This is a genomic window from Embleya hyalina (assembly GCF_003967355.1).
GTDB lineage: Bacteria > Actinomycetota > Actinomycetes > Streptomycetales > Streptomycetaceae > Embleya > Embleya hyalina.
The window spans coordinates 80,400-103,473 of record NZ_BIFH01000039.1 but is presented as its reverse complement, the minus strand read 5'-3'; the positions used below and the strand labels follow the sequence as shown (position 1 = coordinate 103,473).

General features: G+C 71.3%; 21 protein-coding genes and 1 pseudogene. 13 read left to right on the top strand and 9 right to left on the bottom strand.

The window, feature by feature from the left end; genetic code table 11:
• Window positions 1-12 precede the first annotated feature (12 nt).
• On the top strand, window positions 13-1,431 hold the full coding sequence (locus tag EMA17_RS40040; protein WP_126642151.1) for a quaternary amine ABC transporter ATP-binding protein: 1,419 nt from the start codon (window positions 13-15) through the stop codon (window positions 1,429-1,431).
• Entirely contained in the window at window positions 1,424-3,328 is a 1,905-nt protein-coding gene (locus tag EMA17_RS40035; RefSeq protein ID WP_126642150.1) for an ABC transporter permease/substrate binding protein, read from the top strand. The genes EMA17_RS40040 and EMA17_RS40035 overlap by 8 nt, the downstream gene beginning before the upstream one ends.
• A gap of 108 nt (window positions 3,329-3,436) precedes the next feature.
• Here the strand turns inward: EMA17_RS40035 and EMA17_RS40030 are convergent, their stop codons facing one another.
• Both EMA17_RS40030 and EMA17_RS40025 read right to left on the bottom strand, forming a co-directional pair.
• A complete protein-coding gene (locus EMA17_RS40030; protein WP_126642149.1) occupies window positions 3,437-4,570 on the bottom strand; it encodes a hypothetical protein in 1,134 nt (377 codons plus the stop codon).
• A 22-nt stretch (window positions 4,571-4,592) separates the two neighbouring features.
• Window positions 4,593-4,829 carry a LapA family protein gene (locus EMA17_RS40025; RefSeq protein ID WP_174861506.1) on the bottom strand — a complete coding sequence of 79 codons (237 nt, stop codon included), beginning with the start codon at window positions 4,827-4,829 and terminating at the stop codon, window positions 4,593-4,595.
• Between the two features lie 210 nt (window positions 4,830-5,039).
• Here EMA17_RS40025 and EMA17_RS40020 point away from each other — a divergent pair.
• A pseudogene (locus tag EMA17_RS40020) lies at window positions 5,040-6,587 on the top strand (MDR family MFS transporter); the annotation flags it as partial.
• A 100-nt stretch (window positions 6,588-6,687) separates the two neighbouring features.
• On the opposite strand, the gene EMA17_RS40015 reads toward EMA17_RS40020, so the two are convergent.
• Entirely contained in the window at window positions 6,688-7,545 is an 858-nt protein-coding gene (locus EMA17_RS40015; RefSeq protein WP_174861505.1) for a 3-hydroxybutyryl-CoA dehydrogenase, read from the bottom strand.
• 131 nt (window positions 7,546-7,676) lie between these two features.
• Window positions 7,677-8,492 carry an SDR family NAD(P)-dependent oxidoreductase gene (locus EMA17_RS40010; RefSeq protein ID WP_126642146.1) on the bottom strand — a complete coding sequence of 272 codons (816 nt, stop codon included), beginning with the start codon at window positions 8,490-8,492 and terminating at the stop codon, window positions 7,677-7,679.
• Window positions 8,493-8,635: 143 nt separating this feature from the next.
• On the opposite strand from EMA17_RS40010, the gene EMA17_RS40005 reads away from it, so the two are divergent.
• The 5 genes from EMA17_RS40005 (at window position 8,636) to EMA17_RS39985 (ending at window position 14,820) form a co-directional block, all read left to right on the top strand.
• The gene (locus EMA17_RS40005) at window positions 8,636-9,130 is read left to right on the top strand and encodes a pyridoxamine 5'-phosphate oxidase family protein (protein WP_126642145.1); all 495 of its coding nucleotides are present in this window, start codon (window positions 8,636-8,638) and stop codon (window positions 9,128-9,130) included.
• 132 nt (window positions 9,131-9,262) lie between these two features.
• Window positions 9,263-11,473 carry an acyl-CoA dehydrogenase family protein gene (locus tag EMA17_RS40000; protein WP_126642144.1) on the top strand — a complete coding sequence of 737 codons (2,211 nt, stop codon included), beginning with the start codon at window positions 9,263-9,265 and terminating at the stop codon, window positions 11,471-11,473.
• Window positions 11,474-11,582: 109 nt separating this feature from the next.
• A complete protein-coding gene (locus tag EMA17_RS39995) occupies window positions 11,583-12,773 on the top strand; it encodes an acyl-CoA dehydrogenase family protein (protein WP_126642143.1) in 1,191 nt (396 codons plus the stop codon).
• 33 nt (window positions 12,774-12,806) lie between these two features.
• Window positions 12,807-13,937 (top strand): acyl-CoA dehydrogenase family protein, encoded by a 1,131-nt coding sequence (locus EMA17_RS39990; RefSeq protein WP_126642142.1) that lies wholly within the window; start codon window positions 12,807-12,809, stop codon window positions 13,935-13,937.
• An 82-nt stretch (window positions 13,938-14,019) separates the two neighbouring features.
• On the top strand, window positions 14,020-14,820 hold the full coding sequence (locus EMA17_RS39985; RefSeq protein ID WP_126642141.1) for a crotonase/enoyl-CoA hydratase family protein: 801 nt from the start codon (window positions 14,020-14,022) through the stop codon (window positions 14,818-14,820).
• A 92-nt stretch (window positions 14,821-14,912) separates the two neighbouring features.
• On the opposite strand, the gene EMA17_RS39980 is transcribed toward EMA17_RS39985, so the two are convergent.
• Both EMA17_RS39980 and EMA17_RS39975 read right to left on the bottom strand, forming a co-directional pair.
• Window positions 14,913-15,305, bottom strand: a complete 393-nt coding sequence (locus EMA17_RS39980) for a serine/threonine-protein kinase (protein ID WP_126642140.1) — start codon at window positions 15,303-15,305, stop codon at window positions 14,913-14,915.
• A gap of 56 nt (window positions 15,306-15,361) precedes the next feature.
• On the bottom strand, window positions 15,362-15,787 hold the full coding sequence (locus EMA17_RS39975; RefSeq protein WP_126642139.1) for a protein kinase family protein: 426 nt from the start codon (window positions 15,785-15,787) through the stop codon (window positions 15,362-15,364).
• Window positions 15,788-16,004: 217 nt separating this feature from the next.
• On the opposite strand from EMA17_RS39975, the gene EMA17_RS39970 reads away from it, so the two are divergent.
• The gene (locus EMA17_RS39970) at window positions 16,005-17,627 is read left to right on the top strand and encodes an acyl-CoA synthetase (RefSeq protein WP_126642138.1); all 1,623 of its coding nucleotides are present in this window, start codon (window positions 16,005-16,007) and stop codon (window positions 17,625-17,627) included.
• A gap of 31 nt (window positions 17,628-17,658) precedes the next feature.
• Here the strand turns inward: EMA17_RS39970 and EMA17_RS39965 are convergent, their stop codons facing one another.
• Complete coding sequence (locus EMA17_RS39965; RefSeq protein WP_371863115.1) at window positions 17,659-18,981, bottom strand: DUF445 domain-containing protein; 1,323 nt, start codon at window positions 18,979-18,981, stop codon at window positions 17,659-17,661.
• A 132-nt stretch (window positions 18,982-19,113) separates the two neighbouring features.
• On the opposite strand from EMA17_RS39965, the gene EMA17_RS39960 reads away from it, so the two are divergent.
• Together EMA17_RS39960 and EMA17_RS39955 are read left to right on the top strand one after the other, a co-directional pair.
• Window positions 19,114-19,485: a type II toxin-antitoxin system RelE/ParE family toxin gene (locus EMA17_RS39960; protein ID WP_126642137.1), complete on the top strand. Its 372-nt coding sequence runs from the start codon at window positions 19,114-19,116 to the stop codon at window positions 19,483-19,485.
• The gene (locus EMA17_RS39955) at window positions 19,482-19,811 is read left to right on the top strand and encodes a helix-turn-helix domain-containing protein (RefSeq protein WP_126642136.1); all 330 of its coding nucleotides are present in this window, start codon (window positions 19,482-19,484) and stop codon (window positions 19,809-19,811) included. The genes EMA17_RS39960 and EMA17_RS39955 overlap by 4 nt, the downstream gene beginning before the upstream one ends.
• Window positions 19,812-19,858: 47 nt before the next feature.
• Here the strand turns inward: EMA17_RS39955 and EMA17_RS39950 are convergent, their stop codons facing one another.
• The gene (locus EMA17_RS39950) at window positions 19,859-20,608 is read right to left on the bottom strand and encodes a TetR/AcrR family transcriptional regulator (RefSeq protein ID WP_126642135.1); all 750 of its coding nucleotides are present in this window, start codon (window positions 20,606-20,608) and stop codon (window positions 19,859-19,861) included.
• A 132-nt stretch (window positions 20,609-20,740) separates the two neighbouring features.
• On the opposite strand from EMA17_RS39950, the gene EMA17_RS39945 reads away from it, so the two are divergent.
• Window positions 20,741-21,598 carry an SDR family oxidoreductase gene (locus EMA17_RS39945; protein ID WP_126642134.1) on the top strand — a complete coding sequence of 286 codons (858 nt, stop codon included), beginning with the start codon at window positions 20,741-20,743 and terminating at the stop codon, window positions 21,596-21,598.
• A gap of 165 nt (window positions 21,599-21,763) precedes the next feature.
• A complete protein-coding gene (locus tag EMA17_RS39940; protein ID WP_126642133.1) occupies window positions 21,764-22,441 on the top strand; it encodes a hypothetical protein in 678 nt (225 codons plus the stop codon).
• A 156-nt stretch (window positions 22,442-22,597) separates the two neighbouring features.
• Here EMA17_RS39940 and EMA17_RS39935 read toward each other — a convergent pair whose 3' ends face one another.
• Complete coding sequence (locus EMA17_RS39935) at window positions 22,598-23,044, bottom strand: helix-turn-helix domain-containing protein (protein WP_246127204.1); 447 nt, start codon at window positions 23,042-23,044, stop codon at window positions 22,598-22,600.
• Between the last annotated feature and the right edge of the window lie 30 nt (window positions 23,045-23,074).

The window sequence follows — 23,074 nt, the reverse complement described above, 5'->3', positions numbered from 1 at the left end:
GACGAGGTATCCGTGTCCAGACTCCGGGCCGAAGGCCTGTACAAGATTTTCGGCCGTCGAGCCGACGACGCGCTCGACCGGCTGCGCGCCGGCGAAAGCCGCGACGACGTACGAGGGGGCAGCACCGTCCCCGCCGTCATCGACGTCTCCTTCGAGGTCGCCGAAGGCGAGATCTTCGTCGTGATGGGCCTGTCCGGCTCCGGCAAATCGACCCTGCTGAGGATGCTCAACGGCCTCCTGGACGCCACCGCCGGCGCCGTCTACATCGACGACCGGGACCTGACCTCGTTGCCCGCCAGGGAATTGCGCGACGTGCGCGCCCGGCGCATCAGCATGGTCTTCCAGCACTTCGCGCTGTTCCCGCACCGCACGGTGTTGGAGAACGCCGGCTACGGCCTGTCGGTCCAGGGGGTGCCGGCCGCCGAGCGCGACCGGCGTGCCCGCGAGGCGCTCGCCCTGGTCGGGCTGGCCGGCTGGGAGGAGTCCGCGCCGAGCGAGTTGTCCGGCGGCATGCAGCAGCGGGTCGGCCTGGCCCGCGCGCTGGCCACCGACGCCGACATCCTGCTGATGGACGAGTCGTTCAGCGCGCTCGATCCGCTGATCCGCCGCGAGATGCAGGACCAACTCCTGGAACTCCAGGAGAAGTTGCACAAGACCATCGTGTTCATCACGCACGACCTCAACGAGGCGATGCGGCTCGGCGATCGCATCGCGGTGATGCGCGACGGCCGGGTGGTGCAGATCGGCACCGCCGAGGACATCCTGACCGACCCCGCCAACGACTACGTGGCGTCCTTCGTCGCGGACGTGGACCGTACCCGGGTGTTGACCGCGGGCTCCATCATGGAGGATTCGCGCGCCACGGTGACCTGCGGAGAAGGGCCCCGTGTCGCGATGCGCACGATGCGCGAGGCGCAGACCACGGCGGCGTTCGTGGTGGACACACGCGAGAACGGCCGCCGGCTGCTCGGCGCGGTCACCGACGCGGCCGTCACCGAGGCGGCGCGGACCGGTGAGCGCACCGTCCGGCCGGACCCGGGCCTCGACGTGGTCACGGTGACGACGCAGACGCCGGTCGCCGAATTGTTCGCACCGTGCGCGGAGAGCAGGTTGCCGCTCGCGGTGGTGGACGAGGGCATGCGACTGGTCGGCGTGGTGCCCCGGGTCAGCCTGCTGGCCGCGCTGGGCAACGCCGCGGGGGGCTCGGGCGAGGCCGACGGCGGCACGCTCGGGGTCACCGACACCGGGAGCGTGAAGATGCTGGTGCCCGCGGGGCCGGGGGAGAAGTTGCTCCCGGCAGGCGCGGCCGGTGTGGACGGCTCCGGCGCGGCGGCGCCGGTCGACTCGGTCGAGGTGCGGATACCGGCGCCGGCGGCGGAGTCGGTCGTGGAGCGGCTCGGGGCCGAGGGCGAGGTGCGCGACGATGCCTAGGATCCATCTGGGCGACTGGGCCGAGAGCCTGGTCGACTTCATGCGCGACCACTTCTCCTGGTTGTTCGACTTCATCCGCAGCGTGGTCGGCGGCGCGGTCACCCACCTGGCCGACTGGCTGACGGATTCGCCGTTGCCGGTCGTGGTGGTGTTGTTCGCGGTGATCGGCTGGGCCGTGCGCGGGCCGGTGTTCGCGCTGGTCGCGGCGGCGGGATTCCTGCTGATCGACGGCCTGGACATGTGGAAGCCGGCCATGTCCACGCTGGCCCTGGTGCTGGTCTCGGCGGCGATCGCACTGCTGGTCGCCATCCCGTTGGGCATCCTGACCGCCCGCAGTCGTGCGGTCGGCGCGGTGTTGCGGCCGGTGCTCGACTTCATGCAGACGATGCCGGCGTTCGTGTACCTGATCCCGGCGATCACGTTCTTCGGCATCGGCGAGGTGCCGGGCGTCGTGGCCACCGTGGTCTTCGCGCTGCCGCCCGGGGTGCGGATGACCGAATTGGGCATCCGCAGCGTCGACGCCGAAATGGTCGAGGCCGCCGAGGCGTTCGGCACGAGCGAGTGGCGAATCCTCAAGGACGTGCAGTTCCCGCTCGCGTTGCCGACCATCATGGCCGGGGTCAACCAGGTCATCATGTTGTCGTTGTCGATGGTGGTCACCGCCGGCATCGTCGGCGCGGGCGGCCTGGGCAGCGAGGTGTTCGGCGCGTTGTCGAACAACAACGTGGGCCTGGGCGTCGAGGCCGGCGTCGCGGTGGTCGTGCTCGCGATCTACCTGGACCGTACGGTCGGTGCGGCCGGACAGCGGGCCGAGGCTCGGGCCAAGCGCGCCAAGGCCGTGCGCGGCGCCGACGGCTTCACCCCGAAGTGGCTGCTCGACTGGCGTCCGCGCCCGGTCGTGGCGGTCGGCGGCGTGGTGACCGTCGCGCTGGTCGCGGGGCTGCTCGGCGGCTTCGGCCTCGGTGCCTCCGACGGTGGTCGCAAGAAGATCACGGTCGGCTGGATCCCGTGGGAGGAGGACGTCGTGGTCACCAACATGTACAAGCAGTTGTTGGAGAAGCGCGGCTACGACGTCACGATGAAGCAGCTCGACGTGGGCCCGCTGTTCCAGGGCCTGGCGCGCGGCGACATCGACCTGTTCCTGGACGCGTGGTTGCCCACGCTGCACAAGAAGTACCTGGACGAGTACGGGTCCAAGCTCGAGGAGATCGGGCGCTGGTACAACAACGTGGACGTGCAACTCGCGATCCCGAAGAACCTGCCGTACGAGTCGGTCGAGGATCTCAAGGGCCACGAGAAGGAGTTCGGCGGCCGGATCGTCGGGATCGAGCCGGGCGCGAACATCATGGACCTGACCGAGAAGAAGCTGATCCCGGAGTACGGGCTCGACTTCGACCTGGTCAAGAGCAGTACGCCCGCGATGATCGCGGAGCTGGACCGGCAGATGGCGGCCGGCAAGCCGATCGTGGTGACGATGTGGCGTCCGCACTGGGCGTACACGAAGTACGACATCAAGCCGCTGGCCGACCCGAAGCAGTCGTACGGCGCGCCGGGGTGGATCAGCTCGATCGGCCGCAAGGGCTTCGCCGAGGACTTCCCCGACGTCAATACGTGGGTGAAGAACCTGAAGCTGGACGACTCGGTGCTCGGTCCGCTGGAGAAGAAGGTCTTCGTCGACTACGCGGGCAAGCCGAACGCGGCGGCCGAGGGCGTGAAGGCGTACCTGAAGGAAAACCCGGACGTGGAGAAGAAGTTCCTCAGCGAACTGCCGCCCGCGGGCGACGCGTCCGGGACGGGCGGCACCGAGCGGCCGAAGCAGGACGGCGGCAAGGGTGGGCAGAGTGCCCAACCGCAGTCGCTTCCGGCGGGGACGCGGGAGCGGGCGGAGGTGTCCTGAACGCGGGTCACCCACGTGGGTGACGCGATCGGCTGACGGCACCGCTCGGGGAGGGCGTCGCGCGAGGTTCGCGCGGCGCCCTCCTTCGCGTTGCCGGCCCGCGTCGGGTCAGGAGCGGAACTTCCAGTTCTCCTCGGGGGTCTTGGGGTTGATCGGTTCGCACCTGAGGCCCCACTTCGAGGCGCCGTCGGCGAAGGCCCGGAAGAACTGTTCGGTGGGTTGGCCCAGGGTTCGGCCCGGGGGATCCTCGCCGTTGTGCCGGGTGAGCTGGTAGGCCACGGTGTGGCCGTCGCACATGCCGATGACCTTGCCCTCGACGGTGCCCGAGAGTTGGGCGTCGTTGGCGATGCCGCCGGTGGGCAGCCGCTCGGACAGCACGGAGCGCTCACCCGGGGCCTCGGCGCCGGGGGCCAGGTAGCCGTGCACGATCGCGAAGGAGAGCACCCGCCGGTTGTCCAGGAACAGGTCGCAGCCCTGGATCGCACCGGGCCCCTCCGGCGTGGCGGCGGCCGTCCAGCGCGCGCGCTGATCGCCGGCCGCCTGGGGGCCGAGCGCGGCGGGGTCGAGCATGCCGCAGACGGGGGCGTCGGTGATCGGCTCGGGTTTGCTCGCGGGCTTGATCCCCTCCGGCCGGGGGGCGGGCTTCGACTCGCAGCCGGCCGCCTTGGCCACGCCGTTGGCCAGGTCCACCGCGAGGTCGGCCAACTGCTGCCGCTGGTCCGGCCGGTCCGGTGTGCCGGCGGGGGCGAGGGTGCGGGCCCGGACCAGCATCGGGACCGGGTTCTCGACGTTTTGCACCTTGCAGTTCTGCACCAGCCAGGCGTCGTCCGCACCGGCCATCCCGTACAGCCCGTTCGTACTCGTGCCCAGCGGCGCCGACTCCGCGGTGGTCAGCCCCGGCAACTGCACCCGCTCGGCGCCGGCCATGTTGAACAGGTACGCCGAGCCGACGAACGAGCGCTCGCCCGCCGTCACCTGGCAGCGCAGCACGGGATAGTGCGCCAGCGGCACATGGTCCTTGCCGGTGAACGCGGGCGCGGCCGGGAGCAACGCGGTGACCGCCGAGGTGGGCAGCAGGCCCGCGCAGACCGTGTCGCCGACGGGGGTGGTCTCCGACCCCGTGGGCGTGATCGCGGAGGGTTCGGCGGAGGGGGAGGCGGAGCTCGAACAGCCGGCCACGAGCACGCCGGCGGTCAACAGGCTCGCCACGTGTACGGCCGGACGCAGCCTGGAGCGAAGCATGCGGCCCAGGATATCGGGCGGCTCAGCGCCGGTTGGCCTTCACCCACCACCCGGTCAACATGCCCACCGCGAACGTCCCGACCAGGACGATCCACAGCGGCGCCTCCAGCGTCGGGATCCAGAATCGGATGCTCACCGAGCCGGTGTTGGCCAGCACGAACCAGACGCTCAGGACGACGATCGCCGCGATGCCGATCGTGCGGTACGAGACACCGCCGACATTGCCGCCCGAAGTGCCCGATTGAGGGGTCTTTGCCATGCCGCGGATCCTATCCGCGTAGTCATCCGGTCACTTCGAGGCGCGCCGACTTGACCATCTCTTGAAAGTTGCTTGCAGCAACAAAGATTGCTATGGTTGTACCAAGCAACGAGTGTCGGGGGTGGGGAAGCCGCGTCCGGGCGCAGAGCATCCGCAGTAGAAGGGGTAGGTATGAGCAACGCACCGGCCGCGCAGACGTCGGCGGAGCCGATGTCCCACCGGCAGATCATGGAGGCCCTGTCCGGGCTGCTCCTGGGCATGTTCGTGGCCATCCTGTCGTCCACGATCGTGTCCAACGCCCTGCCGCGGATCATCTCCGACCTGCACGGCAGCCAGACCTCCTACACGTGGGTGGTCACCGCGACGCTGCTCGCGATGACCGCGACCACCCCGATCTGGGGCAAGCTCGCCGACCTGACCAGCAAGAAGCTGCTGGTCCAGCTCGCGCTGGTGATCTACGTGGCGGGCTCCGCGCTGGCCGGTCTGTCGCAGAACACGAGCATGCTGATCGGCTGTCGGGTCATCCAGGGCGTCGGCGTCGGCGGTCTCACCGCCCTGGCGCAGGTGATCATGGCCGCGATGATCTCGCCGCGCGAGCGGGGCCGCTACAGCGGCTACCTCGGCGCCACCTTCGCGCTGGCCACCGTCGGCGGGCCGCTGATCGGCGGCGTGATCGTGGACACCCCGTGGCTGGGCTGGCGCTGGTGCTTCTACGTCGGCGTCCCGTTCGCGGTGGCCGCGATCGTCATCCTGCAGAAGACCCTGAAGCTGCCGGTGGTCAAGCGTGAGGTCACCATCGACTACCTGGGCGCGACGCTGATCAGCGCCGGTGTGTCGGTGCTCCTGGTGTGGGTCTCGCTGGCGGGCAAGAACTACGCCTGGGTCTCCTGGCAGACTGCGGCCATGGTGCTCGGTTCGCTGCTGCTGATCGCGCTGGCCATCCGGGTCGAGGGTCGGGCCGCGGAGCCGATCATCCCGCTGTGGTTGTTCAAGCAGCGCACCATCGTGCTGGCCGTGCTCGGGAGCCTCGCGGTGGGTCTGGCGATGATGGGCGGGTCGGTCTTCCTCAGCCAGTACTTCCAGATCGCCCGCGGCAAGTCGCCGACCGTGTCCGGCCTGATGACGCTGCCGATGATCGGCGGCCTGGTGATCGCCTCGACGGTGGTCGGCAAGCTGATCACCGCGACCGGGTTCTGGAAGCGCTACCTGGTGATGGGCGGCGTCTCGCTGACCATCGGGCTGACCCTGATGAGCACCACCCGCGCGGACACGAACCTGTGGGTGCTCGGGGTGTACATGTTCCTGCTCGGCATGGGCATCGGCGCGCTTCAGCAGAACCTGGTGCTCGCGGTCCAGAACGCGGTGCCGGTACACCAGTTGGGCGCGGCCAGTTCGGTCGTCGCGTTCTTCCGCAGCCTGGGCGGCGCGGTCGGCGTCTCGGCGCTCGGCGCGGTGATGGCGACCAAGGTCACCGGCTACCTCTCCGACGCGGGGCTGAAGTCGGGCACCGGCGGCGGGGGCGGGATCCCGAACGTGCACCACCTGCGGGAGCCGGCGCGCGGCATCGTGGAGAACTCCTACGGCCACGCGGTGGGCGACATCTTCCTGTTCGCGGCGCCGTTCGGGCTGCTCGCGCTGATCGTGGTGCTGCTGATCAAGGAGGTCCCGCTGCAGACGGGCCAGGCGGTCGTGGTGGCCAACGACGGCCGGCGGCAGCCGGGGGCGGAGGCGGGCCCGGCGCAGGGCCGCGAGCCGGTACGGATCGACAAGGTCGAGGCGCGCACGCCGTAGTCGGACCACACACACCACGAGGGCGGCCCCGATCGGGACCGCCCTCGTGGTGCGTGTGGGGCCGGGCTCAGTACTGGTAGAAGCCGCGCCCGGTCTTCTTGCCGAGCAGCCCCGCGTCGACCATGCGCAGCAGCAGCGGCGGCGAGCTGTAGAGCTGCTCCTTGAACTCGTCGTAGAGGCTGTCCGCGACCGCCTTGATCGTGTCCAGGCCGATCAGGTCGGTCAGCCGCAGCGGGCCCATCGGGTGCGCGCAGCCGAGCACCATGCCGTTGTCGATGTCCTCGGCCGAGGCGAAGCCGGACTCGAACATCCGGATCGCGGAGAGCAGATACGGCACCAGGAGCGAGTTGACCACGAAGCCGGCGCGGTCCTGCGAGCGGATCACCGTCTTGCCCAGCACCTCGGACGCGAACGCCTCGGCGCGCGCCGCCGTGCTCTCGTCGGTGAGCAGCGAGGGCACCAGCTCGACCAGCTTCTGCACCGGCACCGGGTTGAAGAAGTGGATCCCGACGACCTGCTGCGGCCGGGACGTGGCCATGCCCAGCTTCATGATCGGGATCGAGGACGTGTTGGACGCCAGGATCGCGTCCTCGCGCGTCACGACCTTGTCCAGGGTGGCGAAGATCTGCGTCTTGACCTCCTCGATCTCGGCCACCGCCTCGATCACCAGGTCACGATCGGCGAACTCGCCCAGATCGGTGGTGTAGGCCACCCGCGCCAGCGCGGCGTCGCGATCGGCCTCGGCGAGCTTGCCCGCCTTCACCCCACGATCGATCGACTTGGTCACCCGGGCGCGGCCGGCCTCGGCCGCCGCCGCGTTGGTCTCCGCCACCAGCACGTCGAGACCGGCCTTCGCACACACCTCGACGATCCCGGACCCCATCAGCCCGGCCCCTACCACCCCTACGCGTCGTACATCGGTCACCGCGTACTCCTCGCTCCACGACTCGCTACCGTCTTCGCCTCCCCGCATCCTCTCAGGTGCCGCTCGGCGCGCGTCGACGCGCCGCACGCGAGGTCCGGTGGGTGCGGTGACGGTTCGGTTCGGGCGGTCGGTCAGTGCGGTGCCGCGTCCATGTCGGGCAGGGGGTAGGGGAATTTGGCGCTTACCGCGCCGTCGACGGTGAGGACCTGGCCGCTGACGTAGCGGGACAGGTCGGTGGTGAGGAACAGGAGGGGGCCGGCTATGTCGGCGGGGAGGGCCACGTCGTCGAGGGGGGTGTTGGCGGTGTTGGCCTTCCGGCCCGGTTCGCCGAGGTAGGCGGAGACCCTGGGGGTCCAGACGATGCCGGGCGCGACCGCGTTGACGCGGACGCCGCGGGGGCCAAGTTCGACGGCGGCGGAGCGGACCAGGGAGATCAGGCCCGCCTTGGCGGCGCCGTAGGCCGCGTGCATCGGGGCGCCGGTGAGGCCGGACACCGAGGCGACGAAGGTGATCGCGCCGCCACCGTGCGCGGCCAGGTGCGCGCCGCCCAGTTGCAGCGCGAGCAGGGCGTGGCGCAACACCACGTCCTGGTGCCAGGTCCAGTCCTCGTCGGTGATCGAGAGCAGGTCGGCGTAGCGGCTCATGCCGATGATGTCGACGATCGCGTGCGCCCGGCCCAGGTGCTCCTCGACGTCGGCCCACATGCGCGTGGCGTCGGCGCGGGAGGTCGCGTCGCCGGACCAGGCGATGCCGTCGACCTCCTCCGCGATGTCGGCGGCCAGGTCCGGATCGCGGTCCACGGCGAACACCCGGGCGCCGCACTGGGCGAGGGCGTGCGCGGTCTGCCGGCCGATGCCCTGGCCGGCTCCGAGCAGCACGACGCCGCGCCCGTCGAGGCGGAACCGGGCCGGGTAGTCGGGGACCTCGGAGTCGTCGGTTCGGGTCATGGCGCCGACGCTAGGCAGGACCTGACGCAGTGTCAATCGTCGTTCCGGGCCTGCGTGGTGCCGAAACTGACGGTCTGTCAATCGAGCCCCGGGCGTGGCAGTGTACAAATGGTTGACCCAGGCAATCAAAAGGGGAGTGCGGGATGGGCGAGCACATGGGCCACGGCGTCAAGCAGCGGGATCGGGTCCGGATGTCGGACGACGAGGTCGCCGCGTTCCTGGCCGGGCGGCACTCGATGACGATGTCCACGCTCAACGCCGACGGCAGCATCCACTCGATCGGCATGTGGTACGGCTTCCTGGAGGGCGAGGTCGCCCTGGAGAGCAAGGCCCGCGCGCAGAAGGTGCTGAACGTGCGGCGCAACCCGACCATCACCTGCCTGGTCGAGGCCGGCGAGTACTACGAGGAACTGCGCGGGGTGTCCATCGTCGGCAAGGCCGAGGTGGTCGAGGAGCCGGAGCGGATCTGGGAGCTGGGGGTGAGCGTGTTCGGCCGCTACGCGGCGCCGTACACCGAGGAGATGCGCCCGGCCGTGGAGATGATGCTGAACAAGCGCGTGGTGATCAAGGTCGTCCCGGACCGGATCGTCTCCTGGGACCACCGCAAGCTGGGCCTGCCGTCCACCCGCCCGAACTGAACCCCGGCGCGCCCGCGCCCGCCCGCCACGCGCCGCCGGCCACCCGGCCTCGCGGATCTGGCGACCCAGGATCCAGTCAGGTAGCCTGTCTGCTTACTTGATCGAGACAAGTATTGGTGAGGGAGTACTACAGTGCCGATCGGATTCGCCACCGAGCATCGGGCGTTCGCGGAATCGGTAGCCGGTTTCGTCGCTCGCCACGCCTCGATCGAGAGCACCCGCCGCGCCGCCGGGCAGCTGTCCGCCGGCGGCCCGCCGGACTGCTGGGCCGCGCTGGTCGGCCAGGGCCTGACCGCCGTGCACCTGCCCGAGGAGTACGGCGGCGCGGGCGCCGGGCTGCTGGAACTGGCCGTCGCCGTCGAGGAGACCGGCCGCGGCCTGCTGCCCGGCCCGTACCTGCCCAGCGTGCTGACCAGCGCCGTGCTGGCCCGCCACGCCGGCCCCGAACCGGCCAAGGCGCTGCTCCCGGCGTTCGCCGAGGGCGCCACCGGCGCGGTCGCCGTCGTACCGGGCCTGACCGCCCGCGCCACCCAGGTCGGCTGGGAGATCCACGGCGTCGTCGAGCCGGTCCCGGGCGCGACGGGCGCGACCTATCTGCTGCTCGGCGCCCGGACCGACGCCGACCCGGCCCGGGCCGAGGAGATCTGGTTCGTGGTCGAACCCGGCGCGGCCGTCGAGGTCACCGCGCTCGACCCGGTCGACCTGTCCCGCGGCGTGGCCCGGGTGCGGACGAACGGCCTGGAGATCACCGCGTCCCAGGTCCTCCCCGGCGTCACCACCACCCGGGTGCGCGAACTCGCCGCCGTGCTGGCCGCCGCCGAGGCCGTCGGGGTGGCCCGCTGGTGCTTCGAGACCGCGCTGGCCTACGTCAAGGTCCGCGAGCAGTTCGGCGTCGCGGTCGGCTCGTTCCAGGCGATCAAGCACAAGGCCGCCACCCTGTTCACCCGGCTCGAACTCGCGGGCGCCGCCGCCTGGGACGCGGCCCGGGCCGCCGACGACACCGCCCCCGACGCCGAGGAACAGCTGGCCCTGGCCGCCGCCGAGGCCGCCGTGGTCTGCCTGCCCCTGGCCCGCGAGGTGGCGCTCGACTGCATCACCATGCTCGGCGGCATCGGCTTCACCTGGGAACACGACATCCACCTGTACTGGCGCCGGGCGATCTTCCTCGGCCAGTGGCTCGGCGCGGCGCCGGAGTGGGCCGCACGGCTCGGCCGCGCCGCGCTCGCGGGCGGCCCCACCCGGCGCTTCGACCTCGAACTCGACGAAGGCGACACGGGTGCCTTCCGGGCCGAGGTGGCGGCGAACCTGGCGGCGGCGAACATACTGGCCGAGCCCGCCCGCCGGCAGCGCCTCGCCGAACTCGGCTATGTCTCGCCGCACTACCCCAGGCCGTACGGGATCGGCGCCGACCCGGCCCAACAGGTGGTCATCCAGCAGGAGTTCGCCCGGATCGGGCTGACCCCGCCGAGCACCGTCATCGGCGAGTTCGCGCTGCCCACGATCATGGCGCACGGCACCGAGGCGCAGCGCGACGCGTACGTGCCGGCCACCCTGCGCGGCGACATCGTCTGGTGCCAGCTGTTCAGCGAGCCGGGCGCCGGCTCCGACCTCGCGGCGCTGGCCACCCGGGCCACCCGGGTCGAGGGCGGTTGGCGGCTGAACGGCCAGAAGGTGTGGAACTCCAAGGCGCACGAGGCGCACTTCGGCATCTGCCTGGCCCGGACCGACCCGGACGCGGCCAAGCACAAGGGCATCACGTACTTCGTGGTGGACATGGCCACGCCCGGCATCGACGTGCGTCCGCTCAAGCAGGCCAACGGCCGGTCCGAGTTCAACGAGGTCTACCTGGACGACGTGTTCGTGCCCGACGACGGGGTGGTCGGCGAGGTGAACGGGGGCTGGCGGATCGCCCGCACCACGCTGGCCAACGAACGGGTGATGATCGCCGGCGGTCCGGGCATGCAGGCGTTCGGCAAGCTGGTCGCCGATCTCACGGCAGACCCCGCCGCCGCCGACCCGGCGCCGCTCGCCCGGCTCGGCGCCTTCGCCGCGGAGAACTTCGCGCTGCGCGCCCTCACCCTGCGCTCGACCCTGCAGCGCCTGTCCGGGCTCAACCCGGGCGCCGCCTCCAGCGTGCTCAAGCTCGCGGTCACCGAGCACCAGCGGGCCGTGGTCACCGCCCGCCTGGAGCGGTTCGGCCCCGCCGGCGCACACCTCGACGGTTCCGCCGGCGAACCGCTCACCGACTACCTCTCGCTGCCCTCGGTCCTGCTCGGCGGCGGCACCCGGGAGATCCAGCTCAACGTCGTCGCCGAACGCATCCTGGGCCTGCCCCGGGGGTGAACCCGGCGACCGCCCGGGGTCCGCGACCCCGCGTCCCGCGACCGACAGACAGCGTCCACGGCCGGCAAGGTCCACGGCCAACCAGGTCCACGGCTATCAGGGAGACCACGTGCACATCGCCTACACACCCGAGCAGGAGGACCTGCGACGGGAACTGCGCGAATACTTCGCGCGGATCATGACGCCCGAGATCCGGGCCGAGCAGGCCGCGGGCGAGACCAGCCTGATGGGCAAGGACGGCGCGTACTGCCGCGTCGTCAAGCGCATGGGCGAGGACGGCTGGCTGGGCATCGGCTGGCCCAAGGAGTACGGCGGCCAGGACCGCACCATGCTGGAACAGCTGATCTTCACCGACGAGGCCACCCTGGCCGGCGCCGCGGTGCCGTTCCTGACCATCAACACGGTCGGCCCGACCCTGATGGAGTACGGCACGCGGGAGCAGCGCGACTTCTTCCTGCCGAAGATCCTCGCCGGCGACATGCACTTCTCGATCGGCTACTCCGAGCCGGGCGCGGGCACCGACCTCGCCGCGCTGACCACCAAGGCGGTCCGCGACGGCGACGACTGGATCATCAACGGGCAGAAGATGTGGACCTCGCTGATCCACGTCGCCGACTACGTGTGGCTGGCCGCGCGTACCGATCCGGACGCGCCCCGGCACAAGGGGCTGACCATGTTCCTGGTGCCCACCGACGCCGAGGGTTTCTCCTGGACCCCGATCAAGACCATGGGCGGCCAGACCACCTCGCAGACCTTCTACGAGAACGTCCGGGTGCCCGCGTCGGCCATGGTCGGCGAGCTCAACGGCGGCTGGAAGCTGATCACCGGGCAGCTCAACCGCGAGCGGGTGGCGCTGTGTTCGGCCGCGGGCATCCAACTCGCGCTGCACGAGACCCGGCGCTGGGCCGAGCGGGCGGTGTTGCCGGACGGCTCGCGCGTGATCGACCGCGAGCACGTCCAGGCCAACCTCGGCCGGGTGCACGCCAAGGTGGAGTTCCTCAAACTGGTCAACTGGAAGATCGCCTGGGCGGTCGACCACGGCGCCAAGGTCGGCCCGTCGGACGCCTCGGCGACCAAGATCTTCGGCACCGAATTCGCCACCGAGGCCTACCGGCTGCTGATGGAGTGCCTGGGCGAGGACGCCTACCTCCAGCAGGACTCGCCGGGCGCGGTGTTGCGCGGCCGGCTGGAGAAGATGCACCGCACGGCGCTCATCCTCACCTTCGGTGGCGGCACCAACGAGGTACAGCGCGACATGATCGCGATGCTCGGCCTCGGGCTGCCCCGGCCGCCGCGCTGACCCGCCGTCACCACGCTGACAAGGACAGGTGAAATGGACTTCGGTTACACGGAAGAACAGCAGGACCTGGTGGGCCTGGCGGGGCGGATCCTCGGCGAGCGGGTCACCCACGAGGCGCTGACCGCGCTGGACCGGCGGGTCGAGCAGGACGGCGCGCCGCGCCTCGACCGCGAGTTGTGGGCGGAGCTGGCCAAGGCCAACCTGCTCGGGATCGGCCTGCCGGAGGAGTTCGGCGGCTCCGGCTACGGCGTGTTCGAGCAGTGTCTGATCCTGGAGCAGATCGGCCGCACGCTCGCACCGGTGCCGTTCGGGCCCTCGATCGCGGTCGCCGCGTCGCTGCTGAGCCGGATGGGCACCGACGAGCAGAAGGCGACCTGGCTGCCGGGCGCGGTGGACGGTTCGCGGATCCTGACCTACGCGCTCGCCGAGCCGTACGGCCGGGACGGCGCCGCGCCCGCGACGAAGGCGGTGCGCACGGACGGGGTCTGGCACCTCGACGGGGTCAAGACCGCGGTGCCGGCCGCGACCGTCGCCGACCTGATCCTGGTGTCCGCGGACCTCGGCGAGGGGCACGCGGGTGTGTTCCTGGTCGACCCGAAGGCGCCCGGCGTGCGGATCGAGGCCCAGCTGACCACGGCCAAGGAGATCGCGGGCCTGGTCACCCTGGAGCGGGCCGTCGGCACCGCCCTCGGCGGCCCCGACGCGGCGGTGAATCTGCGCGAGCTGGCCACGCTGGCGCTGTGCGCGACCCAGCTCGGGGTGACCGAGAAGGCGATGCGCGAGACCGCGAAGTACGCGAGCGAGCGGGTCCAGTTCAAGCGGCCGATCGGTTCCTTCCAGGCGGTGGGGCACCGGCTCGCCGACGCGTACATCGACGTCGAGGCGATCCGGTTGACCACGTGGCAGGCGGCCTGGCGGGTGGCCGAGAGCCTGGATCCCGCCGAGGCGATCGCGACCGCGAAGTTCTGGGCGGCCGACGGCGGCCACCGCGTCGCGCACGCCGCCGTGCACGTGCACGGCGGGATGGGTGTGGCCGAGGAGCACTTCGTGCACCGCTACTTCAACCACGCCAAGCAGCTCGAACTCTCCCTCGGCGGCGCCACCGAGCAGGCGTTGCGGATCGGCGCCGGCTTCGCGGCCACACCGGCGGGGGAGTTCGCCTGAGCCGGCTCGTTCGAGCCCATCCCAGGTGCGGTCGCGCCGGCGCCGCATCCCGTGTTCCCCGGATTCCTGGAGACGAACAGACATGAGCGAACCGCACGCCCTGGTCGAGCGGGACGGCCCCGTCCTGGTCATCACGATGAACCGCCCCGAGGCCCGCAACGCGGTCACCGGCGAGATGGTCGAGATCCTGGAGGCCGCCTGGGACGAGGTGAACGACAACCCCGAGATCCGGGTGGCCATCCTCACCGGCGCCGGCGGCGCGTTCTGCGCGGGCGCCGACCTGAAGGCGATGAGCCGGCGCGCGCCCGGCGACGCGTTCAAGGGCGGCGAGGGCAGGCCGGCCATGGACATGTCCGTGATGAAGTGGTGTCTCAAGGGCTTCACCCTCACCAAGCCGTTGATCGCCGCCATCGAGGGCCCGGCCATCGCGGGCGGCACCGAGATCCTCCAGGCCACCGACATCCGGGTGGCCGGCGAGTCGGCCCGCTTCGGGGTTTCCGAGGTGCGCTGGGGTCTGTTCCCGCTCGGCGGGTCCGCGGTGCGCCTGCGCCGGCAGATTCCGTACACTGTCGCCGCCGACCTGCTGTTGACGGGCCGCCACATCAAGGCGCCCGAAGCCAAGGAGCTCGGCCTGATCGGGCATGTCGTACCCGACGGCGGCGCGTTGGAGAAGGCGAAGGAGATCGCCCACCAGATCGCGGCCAACGGTCCACTGGCCGTTCAGGCGGTCCTGCGCGTTCTGCGTGAAACCGACCAGTTGACCGAGGAAGATGCGTTCCAGCTGGAGTCGCGGATCGGAATGCGGGTATTCATGAGCGACGACGCCAAGATCGGTCCGCGAGCCTTCGCGGAGAAGAAGACCCCGGAGTTCAAGGGCACGTGATGTGCCATCGGAAAACTTCGGCATGAAACGGGCCCGCCGGGTCAGGGACGGCAATCCCCCGGCGGGTCCTCATCATCTCGACGCGTGTGCGCTCACGCGGGTTGCGTCGGTCGGCCGGAAAATTTCGGCGATATCGCGGGCGGGCGCCGGCAGCGCACCTCGCGGGCCACTTCGATCGAGGCCGTCACGGCGAGCGCGACCCGGAGCGTGACGACCGACGCGCCGTAGCTTCGGCGGTAGGCCGGTGCGAACAGGGCGGCGGCCGACACCGCGAGCGGCCCCCACACCGGCAGCACCGCCAGTCGCGCCGACGGACGGCGGGGGATCGGGCCGCCATGCCGGCGGCGGGCCGAAGTCGTACGGGGGCGGTGGGCCCGGATCCGGACGTCCTCCAGTGCCGTGCGCAGCCGACTCGCGGTCGGAAACCTCTCGTCGGGGTGCTTGGCCGGCAGCCGCAACACCACCGCGTCCGGTTCCTCGGGCACCTGCCGGCGCATCGCCGACGGCGGGGTCGGCGGTCGGCCGGTGAGCAGTTCGTGGATCAGCGCGCCGAGCGAGTACAGGTCGGTGCGGGCGTACCCACCGTCATCCCGGTCGCGGTCAGCCGGGTGGTGGTCTCGGCGAGCACCTTGGCGATGCCGAAGTCGAGCACCTTCACCCCGCCCGTCGAGGTCGGCACGCCGTGGCCGTGGCCGTGGCCGTGCACGAGCGCGTCGGACGCGTCGTGCGCGATCGAGATGCTGCGGCCGATCGGCAGCGGGCCCTCGCGCAGCGCCTCGGCCGGCGTGCGGCCGTCGACGAACTCCATCACCGGGAAGGGGATCGGCTCGGCGCCGGTGTTGTCCTCGCCGACGTCGTACAGCGTCGCGACGCCCGGGTGGGACAACCCGGCGACGGTGCGGCCCGGTTCGCGGTCCACGTCGCGCCGGACCACGCCCATCCCGCAGTGCCCGACCGACTCCGGCAATTCGTATGTTCGGGGATATTTGCCGGGCTTTCGTGGCGAGAAAGTACCGCCGTGCGGGCGGGTTCCGACAGTGCTTTGCCGGATCATGGCGCGGCTATTCTTTTGATCGAGTCAAGGGTAAGTTGGCCCGACCCTGCTTCCGACCGGATGGGATCCCCGCCTCGGCCCCGGATCCCCGGTACCGGGAGCATCCGTACATCCGCCGTGGGAGCCGACCATGACGCCCGTCAGCCCGTCGTTCAACCTCGCCGACCTGTTCGAGATCGTGGTGGACGCGATCCCCGACCGCACCGCGATGATCGCGGGCGAGGTACGCCTGACCTACCGTCAACTGGACGAGCGGGCCAACCGGGTCGCGCATCATCTGCTCGGGGCCGGGATCGGGCCCGGGGACTTCGTCGGGATCCACGCGTGGAACCGCGCGGAGTGGGTCGAGGCGATGATCGGCTGCCACAAGGCACGGGCGGTGCCGATCAACATCAACTACCGCTACGTCGAGGCCGAACTGCGCTACCTGTACGAGAACTCGGGCATGGTCGCGGTGATCGCCGAGCGCTCGTTCGCCGGCGCGACCGCGGCGATCCGGGCCGACTTCCCGGCGCTGCGGCACGTGGTGATCCTGGAGGACGGCTCCACCGAGCCGGCCGAGGACACCGTGGGTTACGAGGACGCGCTCGCCGCGGCCTCGCCCGCCCGCGGCTTCGGCGCGCGCAGCGACGACGATCTGTACGGCCTGTACACCGGCGGCACCACCGGGATGCCCAAGTGTGTGCTGTGGCGCGGGGAGGACATCTTCTTCGCCGCCCTCCAGGCCGGGCGCGGCGCCCGGCCCAAGCTGCGTACGCCGGGCGAACTCGCGGAGACGGTGCGCGAGTCGGCCGGAATGACCACGCTCGGCCTGGCGCCGATGATGCACGGCGGCGGGCAGTGGTCGATGTGGAACACCTTCTACATGGGCAACACGTTCCTGATGTGGACCGGGCGCGCCTTCGAGGCGGACGCGGTGATGGCGCTGGCGGCCCGGGAGAAGGCGCTGTCGATGGCCGTGGTCGGCGACGGCATGGGCCGGCCCCTCGCGGACTGGCTGGCGGCCAACCCCGACACCTACGACCTGTCCGCGCTCAAGGCGATCAGCAACGGCGGGGCGCCGATGAGCGCGGCGGTGCGTACCGCGCTCGAACAGGCCGGGATGTTCGTGATCGACAGCTTCGGCGCGTCGGAGACCGGCGCCGCGATGCGCCAGACCGGCGCGCCGGGCACGGCCACCCGGTTCGCCTCCTCGGAGACCACGACGGTCCTGGACGATCGCCTGGTGCCGGTCGAGCCGGGCTCGGGCGACGTGGGCCGACTCGCCGTCGGCGGGCACATCCCGCTCGGGTATCACGGCGACGACGAGAAGACGCGCGCCACGTTCGTGCGGGACGCGAACGGGCGGCGCTGGGTGTTGCCGGGCGACTACGCGCAGCTGGACAAGGACGGCGGCATCCTGCTGCTCGGGCGGGGCAGCGCGACCATCAACACCGGTGGCGAGAAGGTGTACCCGGACGAGGTGGAGGACGCGCTGAAGTCGCACGCGGACGTGTTCGACGCGGTCGTGGTCGGTGTCCCCGACCCGCGTTTCGGCCAGGCGGTCACCGCGCTCGTGGTGCTGCGCGAGGGCGCTGCCCCGGAGGCGGACGCGATCACCGCGCACGCCCGGACCCGGATCGCCGGCTACAAGACGCCCAAGCGCATCCACTTCGTCGAGTCGATCCCGCGCACGGCGGCGGGCAAGGTGGACCTGCGGGCGGCCAAGGCGCGGGCGGAGGAGTTGTCGGAGTCGGCGCGGCCGAGCAGCTGAGCGCGGCGGCGTCGGGGTCGTCGGGGTCGGCTCAGCCGAGCACCTGCGTGAGGGTGTGGATCAGCAGGCCGACCAGCGCGCCGACGACGGTGCCGTTGATCCGGATGAACTGGAGGTCGCGGCCGACGTTGATCTCGATCTTGCGGCTGGTCTCCTTGGGATCCCAGGCACCGACGGTGTCGGTGATCAGCGCGGTGATCTCGTCGCGGTAGGTGGTCACCACGTAGGCGGCGGCCTGCTCGATCCAGCGGTCGGCCTTGCCGCGCACGCGCGGGTCCTCGGCGAGCCGGGTCGCCAGTGAGCGGATCGCGTCGGTGGCCCGGTTGCGCAGTGCGCTGTCGGGGTCCTCGGTGGCCTCGACCAGCATCGCGCGGGCGGCGCTCCACACCGACGCGATCAGGTCCTGCACGGCCGGGTGCGCGATGGTGCGGTCGCGCAGGCGCTCTATCTGGGCGATCATCGCCGGGTCGTGCTGGAGGTCGCGGGCCACGTCGGCGAGGAAGGTGTCCACGGCGAGTCGGGCCGTGTGCTCCGGGTCGTCGCGCACCGCGCCCGCGAAGCGCACGAGTTCGCGGTGCACCTTGTCGGCGATCCGGCGGTCCAGGAAGCGCGGGGACCAGTCGGGGGACTCCTCGCTGACCACGCGCAACACGGCCTCGCGATGCGTCTCCAGCCAGTCGTGCGCCTTGCCGGCCACCAGGTCGACCAGGCCGTGGTGGGCGCCGTCGCGCACGAGCCGGTCGAGCAGTTCGCCGATCGGCTGGGCGACGGCCTGGGCGGAGACCCGACGGGTGATCGCCTGGCCGAACACGTTCTGCACGTCCTCGTCGCGCAGCACGGTCAGCGCGGCGCGGGCGAGCGCGCCCAGTTGTTCGGTGACCCGTTCGGCGTGCCCGGGGGCGGCCAGCCAGGTGCCGGCGCGCCGGGAGACCTCCATGCGGCCCAGGCGCTGCCGCACCACCGCGTCGGAGAGGAAGTTCTCGCCGACGAACTCGCCGAGGTTGCGCCCGAGGGCGTCCTTGCGGGTCGGGATGATCGCGGTGTGCGGGATCGGCAGCCCGAGCGGGCGCCGGAACAGCGCGGTCACCGCGAACCAGTCGGCCATCGCGCCGACCATCCCGGCCTCCGCCGCCGCCTGTACGTACCCGGCCCACGCGCCGGCCCCCCGCGCCTCGGCCCACCGCGCCAGCACGAACAACACGACGGCGAACAGCAGGAACCCCGTCGCGATCACCTTCATCCGCCGCACCCCGCGCAACTTCTCCACCTCGGCGGCGGTGCGACCGGCACCGCCGCCGGAGCGAGGACGTGGGGCCGGGGCCACGGTTTCGGCCAGATCTTCCATGAGGGTCATTGTGATGATCTGCCCACCGGAAAAGCCGCCACGACACCACCTGGCCGGGTGGCCCTCCTCACGCCCCAGGACACCACCTCCACAGCCATGCGCTTCACCTCGACAATATAAGCCTCATGTTATATTCGACGCGTGTCATGGGAGATCTGCCTTCTTGAACCTGTGGAGAGTTGGTTCCTGAAGCTGTGCGAAACCGATGCGCATTCGGCGGCCCTCATCGTGGAGGCGATCGACCTGTTGGCGCAGCGGGGGCCGACTCTGGGCCGTCCGCTCGTGGACACCCTGCAGGGCAGTCGCCTGCCGAACCTCAAGGAGTTGCGCCCGGCTTCCCGGCGCCGCACCGAGATTCGCATACTGTTTGTTTTCGATCCCGATCGGCAGGCGATCTTTCTCGTGGCCGGCGACAAGGCCGGTCAGTGGTCACGGTGGTATGAGGAAGCGATTCCGCTCGCCGAGGCCCGGTATCAGGAGTACCGCGAGGAGCAGAAGGAGCAGCGATCATGAGTCCCGCACGGCGCTGGCAGGACGTCAAGGCCGATGCCCACCGCGTCAACCCGGACCTGGCCGACCCCGGGGTGCAGTCGCGGGCCCGGGCGGAACTGGACGCCTATGTCGTCGGCTTCCACCTGAAGGAACTCCGCAAATCCCTGGGCCGGACGCAGGCCGAGGTGGCGGCGATCCTCGGGGTTTCCCAGGCGCGCGTGTCCCAGATCGAGACCGGTGACCTCGAGGCCATGGAACTGGAGACGTTGCGCTCGTACGCGGCCGCGCTGGGCGGACGGCTCGACGTCACCGTCAACATCGGCGACATGTCGTTTCGGGTGGCCTGAACGACGACGGCGGCCGTGCCGGCGATCGGCTGCGACGAGGGGTCGGTTCAGGGGGTTCGTGGGGGGTGGGGTGGGGTGGTGAGGATGCCGTTGAGGAGGACTTCGATCGTCCAGGCGTCGCGTTCGTCGCCGGAGCCCTCCGTGAGGGTGGGGCGCATGGCGACCAGGTGGGGGTACTCGGTCGCGGACAGGCGGGCGAAGGTCTCGTTCATTGCGGCCACCTCGCTCTCCTCGGTTCGGCCCTGTTCGCCCTTGGCGACGTAGGCGGACTGCTCGGTCGCGGCGGCGGTGATGTACAGGTTGATCAGGTCCAGGGCGAATGAGCGGGTGAGGTCGTCGATGCCCGCGCCGGACAGCAGACCCAGGATCGTCTCGGCGAGGGCCAGCGCGTTGGGGCCGGTCGGGACGTCGCCCAGGGCCACCGACGCGATGCCGCGCCGGCCGCCGAGGACGGTGACCGCGTCGCCGATCAGCGTGGTCAGCCGCGCCCGCCAGTGCGGCACCGGCGCGCCGACCGGGCCGACGTCGGGCAGCGGGATCTCGCCCACCACCCGGTCGTAGACCAGCGCCAGCAGTTCGTCCCGGTTCGCCACATAGACGTACAGCGACGCCGCGCCCGTGTCGAGCGCCTGGGCGACCCGCCGCATCGTCACCGCGTCCAGCCCGTCGGCGTCCAGGATCGCGAGCGCGGCGGACACGAGCGCGTCGGCGCTGAGCGCGGCCTTGGCCGGGCGGGTACGGCGGCTGACCGGGGCGGCGGGGGCGGACCGTCGAGGTGCGCCGGGAGGGTTCGACATGGTCCGAGCATAACGCCTTGACGGAACACTGTTCGGAACGTACGTTGTTCGTAACGAACACTGTTCGGAGCGCATGGGCCCCAGGCCGACGCGCCACGCCCGCCCCACACGTACGCAAGGACATCGATCACCATGACCACCCTCGTCACCGGCGCCCGCGGCAGTGTCGCCCGCGGCGTCGTCACCCGCCTCCTCGCCGCCGGCCGCGACGTGCGGATCGCGAGCAGCGACCCGACCGCCCTCGACCCGCCCCCCGGCGTCGAAGCCGTCCGGCTGTCGCTGCGCGAGCCCGTCGCCGACGCCGCCGCCGCGCTGCGCGACGTGTACGGCGTCTTCCTCTACGCCGAGGCCGCCGGCATCGCCGACTTCCTGGAGGCCGCGCGCACCGCCGGGGTCCGGCACATCGTGCTGCTGTCCTCCGCCTCGGCCGCCGCGCCCGACCCCACCGCCAACCCACTCGCCGCGAGCCACCACGCGGTCGAGGTCGCCGTCGCCGAATCCGGCATCCCGTACACGGTGTTGCGCCCCGGCGCGTTCGCCGGCAACACGATCGGCTGGAAGTACCAGCTGCTCGGCGCCGGGAGCATCCAACTCCCTTATCCCGACGCCCAACTGGCCCCGATCCACGAGGACGACATCGCCGACGTCGCCGCCGCCGTGCTGCTGTCCGGCGACCGCCTCGGCGAGACGCTCGACCTCAACGGCCCCGCGTCGATGTCCTTCGCCGAGCAGATCGCGATCCTGTCCGATGTCCTCGGCCACGCGCTGCCGTTCACCGAGGTGAGCCGCGAGGAGGCGCTGGCGGGTCTGACCCGGCACATGAACGAGGGTTACGCCGACGCCCTTCTCGACCTGTGGCAGCACGCCGTCGACCCCGAGCCCGTCTCCGGCACCACCGAGGCGATCACCGGCCGGCCCGGGCGCAGCTTCCGCACCTGGGCCCTGGACCACCGCGAGGACTTCGCCGGACTCGCCGCCCCGCTCGGGTAAGTCCCCTGCACAGAGGCCCAGATGGGTACAGACCCACCGGTCGGGCGGACATTCCGCCCGACCGGTGCACGCTTTGGTGGGGATCTCGCTCCCACGTTCCCCACAGGGCCTCCGTGCTGTCTACCCTGCTGTCCAGACCGGCCGTTTACCGAACTCTGGACGCACATGACCGTCGCGCTTCACACCGGCGCGGGTGCCGCAATCGAGGTACGCCGCGCACTCCAGGCTGATGAAGCCAGGGACGTGCCCGCCCATACGTGGGTCGGCCCGATCGTCCGGGTCCGCCCGCAGGGCGAACGGCACTACGAGGACATCGCGTACATCGACGCGGCGTCCACCGACGGCATGGGCAGCTCACCCTCGCGGCATCTGGTCCTGTGGGCCGACCGCGCCCGCCGACAGCGGATCGCCGCGGTGGGGACCTACTCCGCCGCACCCGACTACGCGGTCTACAGCATCACCGGACCGGCCGGGGAACACCTGGCGACGGTGCACCGCGAGCAGGGCAGCATCCGCCGACTGCGCCGCACGTCCTGGACGATCCGCCCGGCCGAGGGGCCGACGCTGCACGCGGCCAAGGGCACCACGTTCGGGTGGATCGCGTGGTGGGCGCTGTCCCCGCTGTGGGGGCTGATGACGGCGGTGGCCGTACTGGGCGGCAAGGCACCGAGGTTGCCGCTGCGCACCATCTGGCGCCACGACGGCAGGCGCGTCTTCGAATACCTGGGCAGCGTCGGCACCACGGACTCCTACGAGTTGCCGCCGGGCCACGCCGACTGCCGGATACTCCTGGCCCTCGCGGCCCTGCACAACAGCCACCCGGGCTGGTACGACCGCCTCTAGGGCGTGGTGGTACGGTCGCGGCCGGCCGAGGCGGCTCGTCCGTGCGCGTATGCGCGGGGCGACGCGGCGAGCGCCCGCCCCGCGATTCTCCGGCCGGAGGCCCACCCGATTCTCCGGCCGGAGGCCCTTCCGCGAAGAGCCGGTCCCGGCCCGGGTTCAGGCGTCGGTCGGTTCGGGGGCGGGGGTCCAGGCGGCGACCAGGTCCAGCAGGCCCGGGAAGCGGTGGTCCAGGTCGTCGACGCGGACGTGGCTGCGGCGTTCCAGGCCGTACTGGCGCTGCCGGATCAGGCCGGCCTCGCGCAGGGCGCGGAAGTGGTGGGTGAGCGAGGACTTGGGTCGGCCGAGGCCGAACCAGCCGCACGTGTGGTCGAACTCGGTCGAGTCCAGGAGCAGCGTGCGCACGATGCCCATCCGGAGCGGGGTGCCGAGCGCGCCCATGACCGTTTCGAGGCGCAACTCCCCGATCGCGGGCTCCGGCAGCGGCTCGGGGGCGTCGTCGGGGACCGGGCGGACGACCGCGTTGTGGGCCACTGGGCATCTCTCCTCGCCGTGGGCGACCGCCGCCGGCCGCTGCTGTACGAGTTGCATCGTACTGCACTTCATGTTCGAATCGACTCGTACAGTCAGTACGAC